Consider the following 19,355-nt stretch of genomic DNA (forward strand, 5'->3'; position numbering starts at 1 on the left):
ACCTAGTCGGCCGGCAGCGCGTAGGCGATCAGTTCGTCTCCGATCGGCGTCTCCATGAAGTGGTGGCCGCCCGCCATGATGGCAACGTATTGCCGGCCGTTCGCCTCGTAGGTGATCGGCGTCGCCTGGCCGCCTGCGGGCAGCACATCCTGCCATAGCGTCTCTCCGGTACGCATGTCGATCGCACGGAACAGGTTGTCGGTCGTCGCTGCGATGAAGATCAATCCGCCCGCAGTGACTACGCTGCCGCCGTTGTTCGGCGTACCGATCTCGAACGGCATCATCGAGGGGATGCCGAAGGGCCCATTGCGCCGGGCGGAGCCGAGCGGCCGATCCCAGATCGTCTCCCCGGTGCGCAGATCGATCGCGCGAATGCCGCCGTAGGGCGGTTCCTTGCACAGCAGGCCGGTAAACGGCAGGCGCCAGCCCGCGTTGACGTCGATCGCATAAGGTGCGCCAGCCTGCGGGTCGCCGGCGCCTTCCGCGCCGCCACCCATGTCACCGCCCCGCGCCTCCCCGCGGGGTGCCCAGCCCATCTCGTCGGCCTCTGCGCGCGGGACAAGGCGATTGTAGTTCGGCATGTCGTTGTAGTTGGCGATGATGACTCCGCGTTGCGGGTCGATCGCGATACCGCCCCAGTCGGAACCGCCGTTGTAGCCCGGATACTGGACCCAGCGCTGGTCAGCGGTCGGCGGGGTATACATTCCCTTGTAGCTCGCGCGGCGGAACTGAATGCGGCACACCATCTGATCGATGGGCGACATCCCCCACATGTCGCGTTCGTGCAGTTCCGGACGTGCGAGCGTGTGGAACAGTGAGAAAGGCTGTGTCGGCGCCCGTTCCGCGGGCTCGACGCCCCCCTGCGGCACTGGCCGCTCCTCCACCGCAGTCAGCAGACTGCCGTTGCGGCGATCGAGAACATAAATGTCGCCCTGCTTGCTGGCGAGGACGACGGCAGGTACGCCGCCCGGGAGATCGATGAGCGTCGGTTGCGAGCCGAGGTCATAGTCCCACACGTCCTTGTGAACGGTCTGGAAGTGCCAGGCAGGACGGCCCGTCTCGGCGTCAAGCGCGACCAGCGAGGTTGCGTATTCGTTCTCCGCCGGCAGGCGATCACCGCTCCAGTAGTCTCCTGCGGCGTTGCCCATCGGCAGATAGACGAGACCAAGTTCTTCGTCCGCCGACGCCATGGTCCACATGTTGGGTGTTCCGCGGGTGTAGGTGCCCCCTCCCTCCGGACGCCCTTGACGGTCCGGCACGACCATGTCCCATGCCCAGGCGAGTTCGCCCGTAACGGCGTCGAAGGCCTGAATGACGCCCGAGGGCGCGTTGAGTTTCTGCCCGTCGAGGACCTGGTGCCCGGTGACGATGTTCCCGCGCACAATCACTGGCGGGGAAGTGATCGAGACCATGCCCGGCACGACCTGCCCCATTCCGGGCGTGATGGAGACGGAACCGTTGGTCCCGAATTCCTCGCACGGCTGGCCCGTCTCCGCATCGACGGCCACCAGGCGCGCGTCGAGCGTGCCCTCGATGATGCGCCGCGCGCATGGCGCGTCGGCCTCGGCCCCGGAAACTTCGTGGTAGGCGACTCCGCGGCAGGCGGCGGTATAGGGAATCCACTCGTCGGGAACCTGCGGGTCGTAGCGCCAGCGCTCGTCTCCGGTCGCGGGATCGAGCGCGATCAGGATGTTCTTCGCCGAGCAGAGATAGAGTGTGTCGCCGACCTTGAGTGGTGTCGTTTCGGCGCCATAGCTGTTGTGATCAAGATCCTCGGGAAGGTCCCGCGTATGCGCGACCCATGCGCGCTCGAGCCGGCCCACGTTTGCCGGCGTGATCTGCGCAAGGCGCGAATAGCGTTGGGCGCCTTGTGTTCCGCCATACGCGATCCAGTCTCCGTTTGGCGCAGGGAATCCGTCGTCTCCGGCGTAGTTCGCCGCGGGCAGATCGCGAACCGGCGTGGACGGTCCGGCTCGTGAGACGAGATACGTGCCGACCGCCATGAAAACGAGGAAAGCGGCAGCAAGGACAAGGGACCCCGTCCACCCGAACGGTCGCCTTCGCATCAGCGGAACAATCAGCAGCACGAGAACCATCAGCACCGCCGGGCCGGCGATCCGCGGCACGAGCGCCCAGACATTGGCGCCGCTTTCCCAGAAGGCCCAGATCACAGTGCCGGTGAAGATTGCGGCGTAGAGCCAGACGCCGATGAGGTTGCGGAACGCGATCAGGGCGCCGCTCGCAATGAGGGCGACGCCTGCGAGCAGATAGTACGCCGAACCTCCCAGCGCCAGGAGCCAGATGCCCCCGGCCGTGAGGGCAAGGCCTATCAGGCCCAGAAGGATGCCGAGCGCCAGGGCGCCCCATCGACTCCGCGGCTCGTCCGTCGAAGTACTCTCGTTCCTGTGTTCCATGGAATGCTTCCCCGATCGAACGCGTGGAGGGCCGGCACGGAACGTGCCCGCTGGAAAAATGGCTTCGCCCAAGCGAGGGTTCCCCGCAGCACAGGAAAAGAACCTGACATATGTTACTTTAACCCGTTGCGGTGCGGTTTTCGGGGAACGTCGCACCGCCATTTCCGGTTGATCTCGTGCAACGGACCGAACGGGCCCGAGCGGATAACGGCGAGACGCGCCAGAAGCGATGGAGAAGGCAGCAGATGAGTCGACGTGTCTGGATCGGCGTACTTGTCGCGATAGCGGCGGTCGCCGTCGGGTGGATGCTCCTCCAACCCATGAACAGGCAGGACGAGGGCGCCTATCCCCCGCCCGATGCGGACTTCGGTTCGACAGTGACCGTAAGCAATGCCCGCCTCGTCTTGCCGGGCACGGCGGGCAATCCGGCAATGCTCCTTCTCGACATCGCCAACCGCGGTGACCGCAACCTTTACCTGTCGGAAATCGTCGTGGAGCACGGCGGCCGCGCGGAGTTGACCGACTTTTCGCATCCCGCTCCGAAGCTGCTCGACAGTATTGAGATTCCGCCGGGCGAAACCGTTCGTTTCGAGGGCGGAAGCGAGCGCACCATTCTTACGGATTACAATGCGAATGTTGTCCCTGGAGCCGAGGTGACGGTCGAGCTCACCTTCGGCAACGGGGAATCGCTGTCGCTGCCCGCCACCGTCGAAGCCTCGCTGCCGGAAGCCGGGGGGACTGACGGCGCTGCGGGCGACAGCTAACGGTCGTGCAATGTTCGAAGCGCGAGCTCGCCTGTGCCGTAAAGGTACGATCCGTCGAACTCGCCCAACCGACGGATCAGTTCCTCGTCTAGAATTTCCATGCGACCCTCTCCGCAGGGCCTCAGCGCGCCGCGTTCGCGCAGAGTGCGAAAGCTGCGGTTGGCGTGGACCGGCGTTATGCCGCATGCTTCCGCGTAATCGCGCTGTAGCAGCGGGATGGGCAGGACGCTGCCGTCGTAGAGCCCGACGAGGCGCAGGCGCTCGATCAGCTCGGCTATCAGATGTGCGATGCGTCCCTCGGCGTTGAGGCGACCGAGGCCGAAGATCCACTCGCGGTGCATGGCTGCGTCGAGCAGCGTCGAAAACCAGAGCGCCCGGCCGAGATGCGGATATGAATCGATCAGTTCGGTGATCTTGCGGTGGGAGATCTGCGCCAGGATCGCTCCGGTGAGCGAACCGACATCGTGGTCCAGCCGCTTCATCGCGTAGCCGTGAAGGTCGACGAAGTCGCCGGGGATGTTGACCCCGACCAGCTGACGCTCGCCTCGCCGGTCGTCGATGTGGCGCAGCATAGTTCCCTGGACGAGATAATAGCTGTGCTGGATCAACTGGCCGCGCTCCACCAGCGTCACGCGCGGACGAATCTCGATCGTCCTCGCGACTGCGTTCTCGAGTGCGCTCCGCTCTTCCTCGTTCAGATCATGGCGAAGGCGGCCCTTGAGAAACAGTTCGGTGAGCAATTGCGGCCTCTCTCGTCGGGTGAAGGGCGGGGATAAGCACAGGTTAACCGGGAGGCGTATCACCTATGTTAGCTACTTGATGGATTTATAGTTTTCCTCTCTCCGCCTCGCAGGCCGGTATAACATACGCGCCGGATCGCCGAAACATTCGTACACGGAACGGCCGACGGGCCCATCCACAACCTGTTCGGCACCGCGCTAACCTATGTGATTGAGACTTCGTCGCTTTCTTGGAACAAACCGGCGCATTCGTGCGCTCTGTCTGGTGCTCGGTCACGAGCGCTCGAAGGAGAGTTCGAAATGTCGCTGCTCGATCGCATTGCCGCCACTGTTACCCCTACTGCCTCGGACCAGGATCGTGCCGAGGCGCGACGCCGGGTCGAGGAGCTCGCCGCGAACGAGCCATGGGTGCGAACGATAGTCGATCAGCACAAGCAGATCGAAAGGCGCTTCGGCGAGGCGCGAGCCGCTGCGGACGCCCACACCGCTGCGCAGGCTGTCGAGGAACTCGCCACGCTCCTGACCGGACATGCCAATGCGGAGGAGGCCGCGCTCTATCCCGAAGTGGTGGAGTACAGCGGCAAGACGCACGGAGCCATGGCCTACGAAGAGCATGCCATGACCAAGGTGCAGCTTGCGAAGCTCCGGAATCTGAACCCTCGGAGCGAGGAGTGGCGCGAGAAGCTGGAGCATGTGGAAAGTGCGGTCCAGCAGCACATCTATCAAGAGGAAGACAGCTGGTTGCCGGATCTCGTCGAGAACCTGCCCGCCGAGCGCAAGGACCTGCTGACGCGCCGCTATCAAGAGGAGTTCGGGCGGTACTGCGGCAACGGATCCATGGGGGCTCAGCAAGGACTTCCCGAAGGCCTCTAGAGGGAGCGCGAACATGGCCGACGATGCCAAGAAGCCGACCCAGGCGGTCCCGGACGCGGACCAGAATCGCAAGAGTCGTGCGCCCGACGGGGTCAGCAGCCAGGCGCACCGCGACGCCACTGGTGGTAGCGACGATGCCGCACCATACCCAAGCCCCCATTCGGCCAAGCCGGAGGACGAGCGGGAAGACGTTGCCGACGGCTGGCTTTCGCACGGCGGCCAGTCCTCGAACGCGTACCACGGCACAGGTCGGCTCGGCGAGCAAAAGACCGCGCCCGATGGCAATCCCAACGCCGGAGCCGGCAAGGACCAATAGCACTTGGCGCGTAGGCGCGCGGGTACTCTAGTCCCGCGCCTCCACCGCTGCGACGGTCACAGGGCCTGTTGCCCGCCAACCGCCGCCAGCCCGGCTGCAGGTGAGCGCTCGGCGTTGCGCGCCCGATTGCTGCGCAGTTCACGCTCGAACCAGGCGACCGTCGCAGCGAGGCCGCTCGAAAGCGGCGTTCCGGGACACCAGCCGAGGCGGTCCGTCGCTCGTGCGATATCGGGTCGCCGCTTCTTCGGGTCGTCGACCGGCAGCGGTCGCGACACTGTGGGGAGGGGACTGCCGATCACCGCCTCGAGCGTGTCGATGAGCTCGGCAATGGTCAGCTCGGTCGGATTCCCGATATTGACCGGCCCAAGATCCCGATCCCCGCTTTCCATCAGGCGGAGCAGCCCGTCCACGGTGTCGCTCACGTAGCAGAAGCTGCGCGTCTGCTCTCCGTTGCCGTAGATGGTGAGGGGCTTTCCCGCGAGCGCCTGGCAGATGAAGTTCGAGATGACGCGCCCGTCGTCCATCCGCATGTTCGGGCCATAGGTGTTGAAGATCCGCGCGACCCGAACGTCTGCACGCCCGCTGCGGGCAAAGTCGAACGCCATCGTCTCGGCCGCCCGCTTGCCTTCGTCGTAACATGCGCGTGGTCCCGTGCAGCTCACGTTTCCGCGATAGTTCTCGGTTTGCGGATGGACGTGCGGATCGCCGTAGACCTCGCTGGTCGAGGTGAGGAGAAAGCGTGCTCCTGAGTCCTCCGCCAGGTGCAGCAGCCGGTTTGTGCCCATCACGCAGGTCAGGATCGTATGCTCCGGGTCAGCCTGATAGAGGTCGGGGGATGCGGCACAGGCCAGATTGTATATCCGCGAGATCCGATCGGTCTGCCCCAGAATCTGCCGGGGCAGGGGCCGGGTGATGTCGGCTTCGACGAAGCGAAAGCGGCTGTAGGCCTCCAGTTCGAGAAGATTCTCACGGCGCGCGGTCTGGAGATTGTCGAGGCAGAGGACATTCTTTCCTTGCTCCAACAGCGCTTGGCACAGGTGCGAGCCGATAAAGCCGGCGCCGCCTGCGACGAGTATGAGTTCGCCTCCTGTTGTCATTGCGCGATCAACCTTTCCGATTGGCGTTGCTGTGAGTGGTAGGCGACATCCCGCAGATCGCGCTCGAGCTGTCGAGCGCGCGCAGTGCCACTGTGTTCCTGAACGATCCGCACGTGTGCGGCCCGTCCGAGAGGCTCGGGATCGGCGTCGAGCGCGGCGAGAACGTCGTTGGCACTGTCGGCCAGCAGGATCGCCTGTCCCGGCGTGAGAATGTCCTCGATCCCCGGCCACCGGTCCGAAATGACTGCGGTGCTGCAGGCGCCCGCCTCGAACAGCCGGATCGAGGGAGACCAGCCGGCCGCAATCATGTCGGCGCGCGTGACGTTGAGAGTGAAGCGTGATGCGGAATAGAAAGCCGGGTGATCGCGGGGCGCGACATGCTCGAGGCGCTCGACATTGTCCGGCCAGTCGATCGACGAGGGGTATTGGGCACCGGCCACTGCAAACCTTCTATCGGGGCGCATGCGTGCCGTTTCGAGCAGCAGCCTTTCGAGCGTCGGCTGGCGATCGGCGCTGTAGGTGCCGAGGTAGCTCAGGTCCCAGCGCTGCGGAACGTTGACCTTGCGATACCGCGCCACGTCGGCCGAGCAGTGGAGCGGCCGTGCGCGCTGCGCTCCGAAGTCGCGTTCGATCCGGTCCAGGACGGGGCCGCCCGTGAACGAGAAATAGACGTCATATCGCGCGATCTGGTCTATTCTCAGAAACTCGCATCGCCCTCGTTCGAGCTGCGCCAGTGTGACCGGCGTATCGATATCGTAGAAGCAGGTCGCACCGTGTGCATGGTGCAGGACCCAGTCTCCCACGGCGGGGCCGTCGGGCACGTAGGAGCCGACCATTACCGCGTCCGCGCCGGAAACTTCGGCGCGCCAACGTTCCAGTTCGCCGACGCTGTCGTAATACTCCAGCCGGCAGAAATCGGGATCGGCCAAGTCGCGATGGTCGGCATACCAGGGCTTGCTGCGTTCGAGGAAAAGCACCTCATGCCCCCGCTCGGCCATGCCGGACAGAAGCGCGCGATAGGTCGTCGCGTGGCCGTTTCCCCACGAGGAGGAAAGGCTGAGTCCCAGGACGACGAGCTTCATGCCGCTTTCTCCCTCTTGGCTTCGCGCATGGCCTTGAAAGTCCGATCCACTTCCGCCGCGCGCCTGTCGTAAGTGTGATCGCCCAGCACTCGCGCGAGGGCTGCTTTGCCGATCGCCCTGGCCCTGTCCGGGGTCAGAGCTTCGATGTGCTCTGCAACGTCCTTACCGTCGCGGGCGACGAGAACTTCCCGTTCCGGCTCCAGGAACATTTCGATCCCTTCCCAGGCGTCCGTGATCAGGCAGGCTCCGGCGCCCGCCGCCTCGAAGACCCGCGTGGCGGGCGAGAAGCCGACTTCCGCCATCGAGTCCCGGGCGACGTTGAGCACTGCCGTGGGCGTGCAGTTGAAAGCGTTGTGCAGTGCGGTCCCGACATGGCCCATGCGCTCGATGTTGGCCGGCATGGGCTTGTCATCCCATCCGTTGCCGCCGAGGATGAAGCGCCGCTGCGGAAGTGAGGTCGCCGGCCGAAGGAAGAACTCCTCGATACGCCCCTCGCGATCAGGCAACCGGTTGGCCAGCAGCGACAGGTCGGCCGCGAACGCCGGGACCGGTGCCACCGGATGATGCGTCGCAGGATCGAGCGCGTTGTACACCGGGACGCACCGTGCGGCGCCCAGCGCACTGTAGGCGGCGACCACGGGCGGCCCGCCTCCATAGGTGAACACCGCGTCCAACCGCGGCAGCGCACGGCGCACGGGATGGACGCTGTCCGCTCCCATTTCGCCGAGCGTCGCGGCGGCGTCGACGTCCCAGAAGCAGCAAAGTGCATCGGGATGCGCGTGGTCGAGCACACCTTCCAGCAATTCGGGGTCGTAGACGCCAACCCCGCTCGCCTTGATCACGATGTCGGCATTTGCCGCTTCCTCCAGAACCGAGGCCAGCCCACCCGCGTTGGCGGGCCAGACGACGCTGCGTGCCCACTCCGGCGGCTCGATGTCGCGATGGCTTTGACGGTCGAACGCATCCGGTTCGTAGAACACGATGTCGTAGCCGCGCTTGGCCAGCGCGTGGAGCAATCCGCGGTAGTATGTCGCCGCGCCGTTCCACCACGAAGACAGCAGGCTCGATCCATAGAAGGCGATCTTCATGCGGTTTTCCTCAACCCGTCTGGCTGCGAGAGTTCGCCGACGATCGTCAGCAGTTCGTCTGCCCGATGAGCGCAGGTGTGCTGCGCATGGATGGTCGCGAGCCCGCTTTCCGCCAGCTCGGCGCGCATGTCCGCATCCTGCGCAAGCGTCCGAAGATGCGCGGACATCTGCCTACCGTTTTCCGCGATCAGGTAGTCCGCGCCAGGGCGGAAGAGCTGCTCGGCATCCTCCCACGGCGCGCAGACGAGTGGAATTCCGCACGCGAGCGCCTCGAAAACGCGGATCGTCGGGATGCCAGGAAGGACCTTCGCGTAGTAGCGCCGCGGCACGTGGAGCGTGGCAGCGTGACGTGCGAATATCTCCGGTGCCAGGGGGTTCGGTGCCCAGCCGCGCAGGTGCGCACCGTAGCGGGCAACGGTCCGCACGGCGTCGTCGGGATAGCGCACGCCGTAGATCGCGAGATCGAGGTGGGCGGCGCGCGCCGGCGCCAGCAGAAACTCGGTGAGTTCCTCGCTTCTCTCGCCATCGCCCCAGTTGCCGATCCAGACGAGGCCCTCGCGTTCCTGCTCATGGTCGGGTGGGCGAAAGCGGCGAACGTCGGCGGCCTCGTGCCACGTCCAAACGCGCGAACCCCACCCCCAGGCGCGATAGACCTCGGAAAGCGCTTCCCCGAAGGCGAGCACGCCATCGTATCCGGAAAGATCGTAGGTGCGCATCTCCTCGGGCGCGCTGACCGCCCGGTGGTGCGTGTCGTGGAACAGCAGGAGGAATGGCGCGCCGCGTTTGCGCTGCATGCCCAGGCCCGCGACGAGATCCGGCTCGTTCCACTCGTGAACGATCACCAGGTCGGCCCCGTCCGTCATCCGTGCGAGGTCGTCGGCCTCGCTATAGCAATACGTTTGGAGATCGGGATACTTCACCTGAAATGGAGCCAGGCCCGAGGGGCCGTGGTCCCGCAGCAGATTCTGCCGGCTCCAGCCCGTTTCGGGTTCAAAGGCGATGGTGTCGTGCCCACGCCGGCGCAATTCGTCGAGAACGCCGCGCAGAAAATGGGCATTGCCGTGGTTCCAGCAGGATACGAGCGAGTGGGTGAAGTAGACGATCTTCATGCCGCGCGCCCCTGTTCGAGAAGCGAGCCGTAGAGAGCCGCTGTTGCTGCGGCCGAGGCTTGCGGCGTGTAGCGCGCAGCCCGCTCTCGTGCCGCTTCACCGAGGCGTGCCCGCTCGCCACGATCTTCTGCCAGACGGTCGATCGCGTCGGCGAATCCCTCGGCATCGGCATGGGAGATGAAAATCGCGGCCCCGCCCCACAGCTCGCGAAAAGTCGGGATATCGGACAGGACGAGCGGACAACCGGCCATTGCCGCTTCGAGCACGGCAAGACCGAAAGGCTCGAAAATCGCCGCCGAAGCGAAAATCGGCCGTTTCGCCAGGAGGGTCGCGAGCTCGTGCTCGTCCAGCTTGCCGCAAAGCTGCAGGTGATGCAGCGGTATGCGCTTGCCACTCGGGCTTTCGCTAGCGCCGGCGGCCAGCATCGGGGTCGCGGCCGATGCAGCCGCGCGGTCGAGCACGGCCATGTTCTTCCCTTCGTCCCACAGCCGGCCGACGGTGAGTGCGAAGAGATGCTCGCCGCTCCCGCGACCTGTCGGGGGCAGCGGATAACGTCCATTGTGGATGGCACGCGGTGTCCGGGGAAGCTCGTAGGTTTCCCGTAGAATCTCCGCGAAGGCCGCACTGGGGGCCACCGTCACCTCGGCGGAGAGCAGGCCCTTGCGGGTCAGATCGCGGTGCCAGGTCAGCGCAGGATCGAGTTCATCGCCGCGGACCGTTTCCCACCAGGTGGTGATGCAGCCATGGGCAACGGCCACGACCGGGACCGGAAAGCGCGCGGCGCCGGCGAGTATCGGGGAATTGCAGTGGACCACGTCCGCCCCGATCTCGCGAGCGAGCTCTGCGAGCTTGCGCGCGGCGCAACGCACCGGCTCGGGACTGCGGGTGAGCCAGTCGAGCGGCAAGCCGGTATCGAGAAGATCGACGCCGGCGACGCCCTCAACCTTGCGGCGCTGTTCCACGCTGGGGGAGGGGCCCATCACCGCCAGCGTGACGTGTGCCCCATGGTCGGAAAGCGCTCGCACGAGATCGGTCGCGTACTGCCAGACTCCGCCGACCGCATCGGCGGTCATCAGCACGTGCGGGGTGCTATGCCGCGTCAAAGCGCGGCTACCTTCTGCGACGAAAGCTCGATCGCCGATGCCGCGAATTCGCGTTCGGATGCGAGCCAATCGGAGAGCGCTCTCAGGCCTTTCCGCCAGTCGGTGCGGGGGGGCAACTGGAGCGCAGTGTCGATCGCGCGTGTATCCGCGACAAACCAACGCTGATCTCCCGCGCGCCAGCCTTCGACCTCGAAGTGCGGCTTGCTGTCCAGGATTACCCCAATCTCGTCGAGCACAGCCCGAAGGCTCACCGCGTTCGTCGGGCCGCCGCCCCAGTTGAACGCGCGGCCGGAGATTGCGTCGATCCGGTCCAGCGCGGCAAGGTACATGTCGCACGTGTCATCGACCGTGCAGACGTCGCGGACCTGCCAGCCATCCCCGAACAGGGTGATCGGCCGTCCCTCCATCGCGCTGATGAGGAAGTGCGCGACCCAGCCCTGATCCTCCGTGCCGAGCTGCCGCTCGCCGTAAATGCAGCTCATACGGATCACCGCGGTGCGCATTCCGAAGCTCCGGGAATAGTCGAGCACGTACTGATCCGCCGCACCCTTCGAACACCCGTAGGGCGTGTGAAAGTCGAGGGGGCGCGTTTCATCCAGGCCGAACTGCGCCAGCTGCGCATCGGCCGGTTCGTATCCGTTCGTACCGGGCCCGAACTGCAAATCCGGGAGATTGCCATAGACTTTGTTGGTGGATGCGAAAATCAGCGGAACGCCTCCATCGGTGGTCCGCAGCGCCTCGAGTAGGTTGAACGTCCCGCGAAGGTTCGCGTCGAAATCCGCGCGCGGATCGTCGAGGCTGGTGGTTACTGCGACTTGCGCGGCGAAATGGAAGGCGCCGTGGACTTCGCGCGCCGCACGCGAGGCGGTTTCCTCGTCGCGCAGGTCGCTTGTCACCGGCTCGATCCGTTCGCCGTGTCGCTCGGTCAGCCATTGCAGGTTCGTCTCCACGCCTGGCCGCGCGAGTGAGTCGAGAATGCGAACGCGGTATCCGCGCTCCGCGAGCCGGTCGGCAAGGTTGCAGCCGATGAAGCCGGCCCCGCCGGTCACGAGGATCGTCTGGGCGGCGGGCGGCATCATGCCACCAGACCTCTCAGCGCGAGCTCCTCTCGTGCGGTCGCCACGCGATCATGCGCGGTTTGCTGCGATACCCACTCGGCCAGTTCTTCGAGGCCGGCGTCGAAATCTTCGCGCGCCTCGAAGCCGAGGACCTCGCGGGCGAGCGTGGTGTCGCAGTAGCAATGGCGGATATCGCCGCTGCGCGCCTCTCCGGTGACCGTCGGAGCGATCTCCGGCCGTCCCATGGCGTCCGCCAGTGCAGTGGCGACATCGCGAATGGATCGATCGACGCCCGAGCCGATGTTGAACGTTCTCCCGGCGGCTTCGGGTGCGAAGAGCGCATCGGCAAAGGCGCGCGCCACGTCCCGCACGTGGACGAAGTCGCGGCGCTGCTCGCCGTCCTCGAAGATGAGCGGCGGCTGATCGTTCAGCAGGCGGGCCGAGAAGATCGCGAGAACGCCCGTGTAGGGGTTCGACAACGCCTGGCCGGGGCCGAATACGTTGAACAGCCGCAGACAGGTGCTCTCGATACCGTAGGCTTGCGCGACGATATGTGTCGACTGTTCCTGAACGTACTTGTTCAACGCATAGATCGACGACAGCTGCGGACGCTTCCATTCGGGCGTCGGCGCGGGGGTGAGTGGCCGGCCCTGCCCGTCGACCGGATTCCAGCGTTCCCCACCTTCCCTGCGAAGATCGCGCGACGCATCCTCGACGACTGCGCCGTTGACGTCGCGATAGAGCCCTTCGCCATAGATGCTCATCGAAGAAGCCGTGACGATCCGTCTTACAGGGCGGTCGATCAGCCGCTCGAGCAGCACGGCCGTTCCCACGTCGTTGGTCGAGGTGTAACGCTCGATCTCGTACATGGACTGGCCGACGCCGACTTCGGCCGCGAGATGGATCGCGCAGTCCACGCCGTCGAGCGCACGCGAAACCGCATCGGGATTGCGAATGTCCGCATGAATGAACTCTGCATCACCGCTGATTGCGGGCCGGGAAACATGGACCTGTTCAAGCAGAGCATCGAGAATTCGGACCCGGTGGCCCCGTTCGGCAAGTTCACGGGCGACGGCACGCCCGATGAAGCCGGCTCCACCGGTAATTAAAACTGTCTCATGCATTTAAAAGAATCCAAGTATATCTAGCGAAATAACCTATGTTATCTGCCCTTATATCCTATGTTATAGGAGTTCGACTCATCGTGCAAAGAACGAATGAAGCTGCAGCTTGTTTGTTCCAAGTGATATATTTTCATCTCGTCCGGTTTATTGGTCGGTTCATCGCGACCGTGGAGCGCAATGGTTGCTTCTATAAAGCTGCCTGCCGAAGTGGATCGGCGATGACGGCCAAGATTCTACTCATCCGGCATGCGACTCATTCGGACCTGGGCAGCAGGCTTTCCGGTCGATCGCGCGGAGGATCGCTCTCGGCGGTCGGGTACACCCAGGCACACGCAATCGCGCGCTATCTGGCTGAAGGGCGGCTGGACCGGATCGAGACCAGCCCCGTCACCCGAGCCCGTGAAACCGCGGCCATCCTGTCATCGCGAACGGGCCTGCCGGTGACCGTGGCGCCGGCTCTCGACGAGATCGACTTCGGCGAATGGGAAGGACGGGCCTTTGCCGAGCTCGAAGACGATCCGCGCTGGCGTGACTGGAATGCCGCCCGCTCCGTTGCGACGGCGCCGGATGGCGAAAGCATGGCCTCGGTCCAGTCGCGCGCCTTGGCGCACATTGCAGACACTGCGAAGTCGACCCGGGGCACGGCCATTGCGATGGTCACCCACTGCGACGTCATCCGTGCCGTCGTTGCCGGCGTTCTGGGGCTGTCGCTCGACAATCTACTGCGTTTCTCGGTCGACCCGGCCTCGGTCACACGGCTCGAGGTCGGGACCTGGGGCGCCAAGGTTTGCAGCATCAACGAGGCGGTTCCATGCATCAGCTAGGCGCATCCAGGGTGGGGTCGGTCAATGATCGCGCCGGGTATTTGAAGCGGCGGGTGACCGAACTGGGCCCGTGGTTTCAGAACATCGACCTAGGCGATGGCGTGCGCACGGCCGAGGATCATTTCCTGGGCGATTACCCGGCCTTCAAGTATCGCCGCTTCGCGGAGGTTCTCCCTTCGGACATGAGCGGGATGTCCGTACTCGACCTAGGGTGCAACGCGGGCTTCTACGCCATCGAGATGAAGCGCCGGGGGGCCGATCGCGTACTGGGCGTCGACAGCGACGAGAGGTATTTGGCGCAGGCCGAGTTCGTGGCGGAGGCGCTCGGCATCGACGGCATCGAGTATCGCAAGCTCAGCGTTTACGACGTCGGCCGGCTAGGCGAACGGTTCGACCTCGTGCTGTTCATGGGCCTTCTCTATCATCTGAGGCATCCCTTGCTCGCGCTCGACCTGATCCGCGAGCACGTCGCGGGCGACCTGATGCTGTTCCAAACGATGCAGCAGGGGACCGACGCCGTTCTCCAGGTGCCGAGCGATCACCCCTTTCACGTGCCCGGCACGTCCCGTCCGCCCGACTACTTCGACAATCCCGCTTATCCGAGGCTCCATTTCATCGAGCATTCGTTTGCGGGAGACTGGACGAACTGGTGGGCGCCCAATGCCGCGTGCAGCGAGGCAATGCTGCGGGCGGCGGGCTTCTCGATCGAGGCGCATCCGGAACCGGAGGTCTATCTCTGCCGGATCGCCGATGTGCCTTACGCGCAACGCGGCCCCGTGGCCGTCTATCCAGCAAGGGGAGCGGGCAGTGATTGAAGCGGCGATGATCTGGAACGAGCCCAACAATAAGTCGCACTGGAATCTGGACCTCGATCCCGATTGGTCGATCTACGCCGACACCGCCATTCGTGCCGGGCAGGCAATCGCGGCAATCAACCCGCAGCTGACGCGAGTGCTCGGCGGCATGTCTCCGATCGATCCGGCATGGCTCCGGCGCATGCGCGATCTGGGTGTGCTCGACCATGTCGATGTCGTCGCGGTTCACGGCTTCCCGCTCGACTGGAATCTCTGGCCGATCCACGCCTGGCCGGAGAAGATTGCCGAGATCGAACGCGAGGTGCCCGACATGCCCATTTGGGCGACCGAGGTAGGGGTGGGCAGCTTCGGAGCCGAAGAGGTGCAGATCTTCGGCTTGAAGACGACCGCGAAGCTGCTGCTCGACCGGGTGCCCAATGTCTACTGGTATTCGCTGTTCGACCTGCCGCACAGTTGGGGTGCGGAAACGCGCCACCGTGAAGCGGAAGGGTCGAGTTACTACCGTCACTTCTACATGGGTCTGATCCGCGAAGACGGAACGCCCAAGCCTGCACTCGAATACTATGCCCGCCACGCCGACAAGATGGGCCTGATGCAGTGGTTCCATTTCGAGGATCCGAGGCTCGACGATGCAGTAGCGTGGATGCGGCAATTGGGGGTGCGCAAGCTGCGAACCGGCCTTTCGTGGGCGGACAGCTTCCGCCCCGGATGGGAAGACTGGTTCGACCGGATGATGGAGTCGTTGGCCGGCTTCGAGTTGCTGGTCACCTTCTGTTTCACGCCCGAGCATCTGGGGGTGGAGGCACATCACACCAGCTGCGCCCGCGATCCGCAGGAATTCGCGGATTTCTGTGCCCGCATGGTGGAACGCTACGCGCCACCGGAACCGTCGCGTGACGCTCGCCATTTCATCCCAGAGGCGACAAGAGAGGCTGCACATGCAAATTCCTGAATCGGCGGACATCAAGGTCGCACTGGTCGGTGTGGGGAACTGCGCCAGCTCGCTGGTGCAGGGGCTGTCTCACTACCGCGCGGGCGCCAATGATTTCACCGGGCTCATGCACCGCGAGATCGGCGGCTATGGCCCCGAGGATATCCACGTCGTTGCAGCATGGGACGTCGACGAGCGAAAGGTCGGCCGGGACGTGTCCGAAGCCATCTTCGCGAAGCCGAACTGCACCACGGTGTTCTGCGAGCGTGTGCCCGAATGTGGCACGAAGGTTCGCATGGGACGCGTGCTCGATGGCGTGGCCTCGCACATGACCGAACAACCTGCGGACCGCGGATTCAGCGTCGCCACGGCGCCCGAGGCCACCAAGAGCGAAGTCGTGGACGCGCTGCTCGAAACCGAGGCCGATGTGCTGATGAACTATCTCCCGGTGGGGTCGCAGCGGGCAAGCGAGTTCTACGCCGAGTGCGCGCTTGAGGCGGGCGTGGCTTTCGTCAACAACATTCCTGTGTTCATTGCTAGCGATGCCGGCTGGGCGGGGCGTTTCCGCACGGCAGGCATCCCGGTGATCGGAGACGACATCAAGGCGCAGCTCGGCGCCACGATAGTGCACCGCGTGCTGACCGACCTGTTCCACAAGCGCGGCGTCAAGCTGGAGCGGACCTATCAGCTCAACACCGGCGGCAACACCGACTTTCTCAACATGCTCGAACGCTCGCGGCTTGCGTCCAAGAAGGTTTCGAAGACGGAAGCGGTTCAGTCGGTCGCCGCCCAGCGGATCGCGGACGAGAATATCCACGTCGGTCCTTCCGACTACGTCGCCTGGCAGAACGACAACAAGGTCTGCTTCCTACGCATGGAGGGTCGGCTGTTTGGCGGGGTGCCTATGAACCTCGAACTGCGGCTCTCCGTCGAGGACAGTCCGAACTCCGCGGGTGTTGCCATCGACCTCATTCGCTGCGCGAAGGTTGCGAGCGATCGCGGTCTCGCCGGCCCGGTGATCCCGGCGGCCGCCTATTTCTGCAAGCATCCGCCCAGGCAGATGCCGGACGATGCGGCGTGGTCGGAGCTGGAAGCCTTTATCGGCGCCGAGAACGCCGCGGCATGAGTGCAGCTACCGCGATCCGGGCAGCGGTCGTCCGCGCGCCCGGTGATACGATTGTCGAAATGGTGTCGATACCCGAACCGGGACCGGGTGAGGTTCGCGTACGGCTCGAGGGCTGCGGGGTATGTGCATCGAACCTCGGCCCTTGGTCGGGGCCCGAATGGCAGCAGTTCCCGCTGGAGCCGGGTGAACTCGGGCACGAAGGCTGGGGCGTGGTCGATGCGGTCGGCGCAGGTGTGGAGAACGTGCGCACCGGCGATCGTGTCGCGACGCTGTCCCACCGGTCCTACCGGGAAATGGATGTCGCCTGCGCCGACGCGCTGGTGCGGCTCCCCCCGACCCTGGACGGCAAGCCTTTTCCAGGCGAGCCGCTCGGCTGCGCCTTCAATATCTTCGAACGGAGCGACATCCATCCGGACCAGACGGTGGCAATCATCGGCATCGGCTTTCTCGGAGCGATGCTCACCCGTCTCGCTAGCGCGCGAGGGGCGAAGGTCGTCGCCATCTCCCGCCGGCAGGAATCGCTGCAACTTGCCGCGGAGATGGGCGCGGAGACAACATTGCAAGCCGGGGATGACGCGGCGATCGCGGGAAGGGTGCACGAGTTGACCGAAGGGCGGATGTGTCCACGCGTCATCGAATGCGTCGGCGATCAGCGGACGCTGACTCTGGCCGGCGAGCTCGTGGGCACCGGCGGTCGGCTGATCATCGCGGGTTACCACCAGGACGGTCCGCGGCAGGTCGACATGCAGGCCTGGAACTGGAAGGGGATCGACGTCGTGAACGCGCACGAGCGCGACCTGGACAGGCAGAAGGCCGGTATCGAACAGGCGATCGAGGCGGTTGCGGACGGGGCAGTCCCAGTGGAGCGGCTCTTCACCCACTGCTACTCGATCGAGCAGCTCGGCGAGGCTCTCGACGCCACGCGCGACAAGCCGCACGGCTTCGTCAAGGCGTTGATCGTCTTCTGACCATGCGGCCGCGGGTCGGATTCCTGGGCACGGGCTGGATCGGCCGTCATCGGATGGAGGCGCTGATCGCCGCTGGCGCGGTCGAGGCGGCGGCCTTCGTGGAACCCGACGATGATGCCGCCAGCGCGACGCAAGCCGCCGCCCCCGGCGCGACGCGGATGCCCGACGTCGATACGTTGCTGGAGGCGGAACTCGATGGTCTCGTCATCGCCACGCCCAGCGCAATGCACGCTCCGCAGGCGATCGCCGCGCTGGAGCGAGGGATGGCGGTGTTCTGCCAGAAGCCGCTTGCCCGCAACGCGGAGGAGACGGGGGCGGTCATAGAAGCGGCGCGGCACGCGGACCGCTTGCTGGCGGTCGATTTCTCCTACCGCTTCACCCGGGCGGTCGAGGCGATTGCGCCGATCGTCCGTTCGGGCGAGCTCGGGCACCTCTTCGGAGCCGAACTGGTTTTTCACAACGCCTATGGGCCGGACAAGGCGTGGTTCCGTAACCGTGCACTCTCCGGCGGGGGATGCGTCATCGATCTCGGCATCCACTTGGTCGACCTGCTTCTCTGGATGTTCGATTTTCCTGAGGTGCGGACGGTGGAATCGCACCTCTTCGCGCACGGCGAACGGCTTGCGCCTTCGCCCGACGCGGTCGAGGATTATGCGACCGTCACACTTCGGCTCGCCGGTGGCGCGTTTGCCCGGCTGGACTGCTCGTGGAACCATCACGCCGGCTGCGACGCCGACATACGCTTCGCGGTGTTCGGCACCGAAGGTTCGGTCGCGGTGGAGAATGTCGGCGGCAGCTTCTACGACTTCGCGGCATACCGCCGCACGGGAACCCAGGCCCGAACGCTTGTCGATCCCCTGGACGACTGGGGCGGAAGGGCGGCGGTCGCCTGGGCGCACCGTCTGGCCAGAGACCGCAGCTTCGACCGGCGCTGCGAGGAGGCGCTCGCAGTCGCGGAAGTGGTCGACCGCATCTATCGCGGCGAATGAGATGGCCCGCTCGCGTCGATCGGGAAATCTGCCCGGCGCGCAGATCGTGAGAGGAGCGTTCGGCGCGCCGGGCGACTGCTCCTGACGAGAAGCAGTGCTTCGACTCCTAGCCCGCGCTTGCCCGGGGCTCGCTAAACTGAATCAGAAAGAACGCTATCCGTCTCGCGTGCGCCGCGGCTGATCCGGTCGGCCTGATCGACTATCCAGAGTCCATCGGCATTGGCGGTGCGGCGCAGCGTTGCGATATGGGTTCCGCCATGTGACAGCTCGGCGCAGCGGCCGGGGCGCTCATTAGCCAGATGCGGGAGCGCGTCGGCAGGACTTCTCCCCTCGAACTCGACATACTTCGCGGCGCCGAGATGGTCGTTCCGGAAAGTCAGGCGATAGGTGATCATTCGTGCTCCCGTCGCGCGTCAGGCCGCGATCACGTCGATGTGGCTGCCGACCTCCGCCGCGCTGGCGGAGTGCGCCCGGCGGATCTGCTCGGCGGTGATCATACCGATCACACGGTCGCGGGCGTCGATCAACGGCACCGTATCGACCTGCGCTTCGATCATCGCCAGCAGAACGCTTTGCGGATCGTCGTCCGTGCGACAGGACAGCGCCGGAGCGGTCATGAAGTCGCGGACCCGGGTAAGCCAGCCGTCCAGGCCTTCGGCGACCATCCGGATAACGATGTCACGGTCGCTGATCGTGCCGACGAACCTGCCGTCCTGCGTCACCGGGAGAATCCTGGCGCCGGTGGCCCGCATCATCCGTGCCGCAGCTTCGAGCGTGTCAAGGTGCCTGAGACACGGCGTGTCCCCTAAACCGGCCGGGGAAGGTCTCATCGGATGCTCCTCTCGATTTGAGAGAGGTATTTGAAACCTCTACAGAAACTGTGCACTAAACTGCTTTAAGCGAACTGAGAAAATCGGATGAGCGGTGGCTGCTG

General features: G+C 65.0%; 20 protein-coding genes. 9 read left to right on the top strand and 11 right to left on the bottom strand.

From position 1 onward, the window contains the following. Nucleotides 1-2: 2 nt before the first annotated feature. Entirely contained in the window at nucleotides 3-2,414 is a 2,412-nt protein-coding gene (locus ETX26_RS01255) for a membrane-bound PQQ-dependent dehydrogenase, glucose/quinate/shikimate family (RefSeq protein ID WP_129522904.1), read from the bottom strand. Nucleotides 2,415-2,659: 245 nt separating this feature from the next. Between ETX26_RS01255 and ETX26_RS01260 the strand changes: the two genes are divergently transcribed. Next, complete coding sequence (locus ETX26_RS01260; protein ID WP_129522905.1) at nucleotides 2,660-3,178, top strand: copper chaperone PCu(A)C; 519 nt, start codon at nucleotides 2,660-2,662, stop codon at nucleotides 3,176-3,178. Here ETX26_RS01260 and ETX26_RS01265 read toward each other — a convergent pair. Beyond that, a complete protein-coding gene (locus tag ETX26_RS01265) occupies nucleotides 3,175-3,918 on the bottom strand; it encodes a Crp/Fnr family transcriptional regulator (RefSeq protein WP_129522906.1) in 744 nt (247 codons plus the stop codon). The two genes, ETX26_RS01260 and ETX26_RS01265, sit on opposite strands and share 4 nt — an antisense overlap. 300 nt (nucleotides 3,919-4,218) lie before the next feature. Here ETX26_RS01265 and ETX26_RS01270 point away from each other — a divergent pair, with 300 nt between their 5' ends. Both ETX26_RS01270 and ETX26_RS01275 read left to right on the top strand, forming a co-directional pair. Next, nucleotides 4,219-4,791: a hemerythrin domain-containing protein gene (locus tag ETX26_RS01270; protein ID WP_129522907.1), complete on the top strand. Its 573-nt coding sequence runs from the start codon at nucleotides 4,219-4,221 to the stop codon at nucleotides 4,789-4,791. Between the two features lie 13 nt (nucleotides 4,792-4,804). Continuing rightward, entirely contained in the window at nucleotides 4,805-5,107 is a 303-nt protein-coding gene (locus ETX26_RS01275) for a hypothetical protein (protein ID WP_129522908.1), read from the top strand. Between the two features lie 56 nt (nucleotides 5,108-5,163). On the opposite strand, the gene ETX26_RS01280 is transcribed toward ETX26_RS01275, so the two are convergent. From ETX26_RS01280 to ETX26_RS01310, 7 genes are read right to left on the bottom strand one after another with little or no spacing between them, the layout of a single operon-like run. Next, nucleotides 5,164-6,204 carry a UDP-glucuronic acid decarboxylase family protein gene (locus tag ETX26_RS01280; protein WP_129522909.1) on the bottom strand — a complete coding sequence of 347 codons (1,041 nt, stop codon included), beginning with the start codon at nucleotides 6,202-6,204 and terminating at the stop codon, nucleotides 5,164-5,166. Next, complete coding sequence (locus ETX26_RS01285) at nucleotides 6,201-7,286, bottom strand: CgeB family protein (protein WP_129522910.1); 1,086 nt, start codon at nucleotides 7,284-7,286, stop codon at nucleotides 6,201-6,203. Before ETX26_RS01285 ends, ETX26_RS01280 begins: the two co-directional genes overlap by 4 nt. After that, entirely contained in the window at nucleotides 7,283-8,374 is a 1,092-nt protein-coding gene (locus ETX26_RS01290; RefSeq protein ID WP_129522911.1) for a CgeB family protein, read from the bottom strand. The genes ETX26_RS01285 and ETX26_RS01290 overlap by 4 nt, the downstream gene beginning before the upstream one ends. Next, the gene (locus ETX26_RS01295) at nucleotides 8,371-9,483 is read right to left on the bottom strand and encodes a CgeB family protein (RefSeq protein WP_129522912.1); all 1,113 of its coding nucleotides are present in this window, start codon (nucleotides 9,481-9,483) and stop codon (nucleotides 8,371-8,373) included. The genes ETX26_RS01290 and ETX26_RS01295 overlap by 4 nt, the downstream gene beginning before the upstream one ends. After that, a complete protein-coding gene (locus ETX26_RS01300; protein WP_225425448.1) occupies nucleotides 9,480-10,586 on the bottom strand; it encodes a glycosyltransferase family 4 protein in 1,107 nt (368 codons plus the stop codon). Before ETX26_RS01300 ends, ETX26_RS01295 begins: the two co-directional genes overlap by 4 nt. Then, nucleotides 10,583-11,665 carry an SDR family NAD(P)-dependent oxidoreductase gene (locus ETX26_RS01305; RefSeq protein WP_129522913.1) on the bottom strand — a complete coding sequence of 361 codons (1,083 nt, stop codon included), beginning with the start codon at nucleotides 11,663-11,665 and terminating at the stop codon, nucleotides 10,583-10,585. The genes ETX26_RS01300 and ETX26_RS01305 overlap by 4 nt, the downstream gene beginning before the upstream one ends. Then, the gene (locus ETX26_RS01310; protein WP_129522914.1) at nucleotides 11,662-12,768 is read right to left on the bottom strand and encodes an SDR family NAD(P)-dependent oxidoreductase; all 1,107 of its coding nucleotides are present in this window, start codon (nucleotides 12,766-12,768) and stop codon (nucleotides 11,662-11,664) included. The genes ETX26_RS01305 and ETX26_RS01310 overlap by 4 nt, the downstream gene beginning before the upstream one ends. A gap of 218 nt (nucleotides 12,769-12,986) precedes the next feature. Between ETX26_RS01310 and ETX26_RS01315 the strand changes: the two genes are divergently transcribed. From ETX26_RS01315 to ETX26_RS01340, 6 genes are read left to right on the top strand one after another with little or no spacing between them, the layout of a single operon-like run. Continuing rightward, entirely contained in the window at nucleotides 12,987-13,592 is a 606-nt protein-coding gene (locus ETX26_RS01315; protein WP_129522915.1) for a histidine phosphatase family protein, read from the top strand. A 53-nt stretch (nucleotides 13,593-13,645) separates the two neighbouring features. After that, the gene (locus tag ETX26_RS01320) at nucleotides 13,646-14,407 is read left to right on the top strand and encodes a TIGR04290 family methyltransferase (protein WP_263853348.1); all 762 of its coding nucleotides are present in this window, start codon (nucleotides 13,646-13,648) and stop codon (nucleotides 14,405-14,407) included. Beyond that, nucleotides 14,400-15,359, top strand: a complete 960-nt coding sequence (locus ETX26_RS01325) for a beta-xylosidase (protein ID WP_165271673.1) — start codon at nucleotides 14,400-14,402, stop codon at nucleotides 15,357-15,359. The genes ETX26_RS01320 and ETX26_RS01325 overlap by 8 nt, the downstream gene beginning before the upstream one ends. After that, nucleotides 15,346-16,464, top strand: a complete 1,119-nt coding sequence (locus tag ETX26_RS01330; protein ID WP_129522918.1) for an inositol-3-phosphate synthase — start codon at nucleotides 15,346-15,348, stop codon at nucleotides 16,462-16,464. Before ETX26_RS01325 ends, ETX26_RS01330 begins: the two co-directional genes overlap by 14 nt. Next, nucleotides 16,461-17,432 carry an MDR/zinc-dependent alcohol dehydrogenase-like family protein gene (locus ETX26_RS01335; protein WP_129522919.1) on the top strand — a complete coding sequence of 324 codons (972 nt, stop codon included), beginning with the start codon at nucleotides 16,461-16,463 and terminating at the stop codon, nucleotides 17,430-17,432. The genes ETX26_RS01330 and ETX26_RS01335 overlap by 4 nt, the downstream gene beginning before the upstream one ends. A 2-nt stretch (nucleotides 17,433-17,434) precedes the next feature. After that, nucleotides 17,435-18,421: a Gfo/Idh/MocA family protein gene (locus ETX26_RS01340; RefSeq protein ID WP_129522920.1), complete on the top strand. Its 987-nt coding sequence runs from the start codon at nucleotides 17,435-17,437 to the stop codon at nucleotides 18,419-18,421. A gap of 131 nt (nucleotides 18,422-18,552) precedes the next feature. Here ETX26_RS01340 and ETX26_RS01345 read toward each other — a convergent pair whose 3' ends face one another. Together ETX26_RS01345 and ETX26_RS01350 are read right to left on the bottom strand one after the other, a co-directional pair. Continuing rightward, nucleotides 18,553-18,816, bottom strand: a complete 264-nt coding sequence (locus ETX26_RS01345) for a hypothetical protein (RefSeq protein WP_129522921.1) — start codon at nucleotides 18,814-18,816, stop codon at nucleotides 18,553-18,555. A gap of 18 nt (nucleotides 18,817-18,834) precedes the next feature. Continuing rightward, on the bottom strand, nucleotides 18,835-19,251 hold the full coding sequence (locus tag ETX26_RS01350) for a CBS domain-containing protein (protein ID WP_129522922.1): 417 nt from the start codon (nucleotides 19,249-19,251) through the stop codon (nucleotides 18,835-18,837). Between the last annotated feature and the right edge of the window lie 104 nt (nucleotides 19,252-19,355).

The sequence above is a fragment of the Pelagerythrobacter rhizovicinus genome (assembly GCF_004135625.1).
Classification (GTDB): domain Bacteria; phylum Pseudomonadota; class Alphaproteobacteria; order Sphingomonadales; family Sphingomonadaceae; genus Pelagerythrobacter; species Pelagerythrobacter rhizovicinus.

What these genes read in the sequence shown, in the direction of transcription:
- ETX26_RS01255 (WP_129522904.1), bottom strand. Translation starts at nt 2,414, where the DNA reads ATGGAACACAGGAACGAGAGTACTTCGACGGACGAGCCGCGGAGTCGA.
- ETX26_RS01260 (WP_129522905.1), top strand. Translation starts at nt 2,660, where the DNA reads ATGAGTCGACGTGTCTGGATCGGCGTACTTGTCGCGATAGCGGCGGTC.
- ETX26_RS01270 (WP_129522907.1), top strand. Translation starts at nt 4,219, where the DNA reads ATGTCGCTGCTCGATCGCATTGCCGCCACTGTTACCCCTACTGCCTCG.
- ETX26_RS01275 (WP_129522908.1), top strand. Translation starts at nt 4,805, where the DNA reads ATGGCCGACGATGCCAAGAAGCCGACCCAGGCGGTCCCGGACGCGGAC.
- ETX26_RS01280 (WP_129522909.1), bottom strand. Translation starts at nt 6,204, where the DNA reads ATGACAACAGGAGGCGAACTCATACTCGTCGCAGGCGGCGCCGGCTTT.
- ETX26_RS01285 (WP_129522910.1), bottom strand. Translation starts at nt 7,286, where the DNA reads ATGAAGCTCGTCGTCCTGGGACTCAGCCTTTCCTCCTCGTGGGGAAAC.
- ETX26_RS01290 (WP_129522911.1), bottom strand. Translation starts at nt 8,374, where the DNA reads ATGAAGATCGCCTTCTATGGATCGAGCCTGCTGTCTTCGTGGTGGAAC.
- ETX26_RS01295 (WP_129522912.1), bottom strand. Translation starts at nt 9,483, where the DNA reads ATGAAGATCGTCTACTTCACCCACTCGCTCGTATCCTGCTGGAACCAC.
- ETX26_RS01305 (WP_129522913.1), bottom strand. Translation starts at nt 11,665, where the DNA reads ATGATGCCGCCCGCCGCCCAGACGATCCTCGTGACCGGCGGGGCCGGC.
- ETX26_RS01310 (WP_129522914.1), bottom strand. Translation starts at nt 12,768, where the DNA reads ATGCATGAGACAGTTTTAATTACCGGTGGAGCCGGCTTCATCGGGCGT.
- ETX26_RS01315 (WP_129522915.1), top strand. Translation starts at nt 12,987, where the DNA reads ATGACGGCCAAGATTCTACTCATCCGGCATGCGACTCATTCGGACCTG.
- ETX26_RS01330 (WP_129522918.1), top strand. Translation starts at nt 15,346, where the DNA reads ATGCAAATTCCTGAATCGGCGGACATCAAGGTCGCACTGGTCGGTGTG.
- ETX26_RS01335 (WP_129522919.1), top strand. Translation starts at nt 16,461, where the DNA reads ATGAGTGCAGCTACCGCGATCCGGGCAGCGGTCGTCCGCGCGCCCGGT.
- ETX26_RS01340 (WP_129522920.1), top strand. Translation starts at nt 17,435, where the DNA reads ATGCGGCCGCGGGTCGGATTCCTGGGCACGGGCTGGATCGGCCGTCAT.
- ETX26_RS01345 (WP_129522921.1), bottom strand. Translation starts at nt 18,816, where the DNA reads ATGATCACCTATCGCCTGACTTTCCGGAACGACCATCTCGGCGCCGCG.
- ETX26_RS01350 (WP_129522922.1), bottom strand. Translation starts at nt 19,251, where the DNA reads ATGAGACCTTCCCCGGCCGGTTTAGGGGACACGCCGTGTCTCAGGCAC.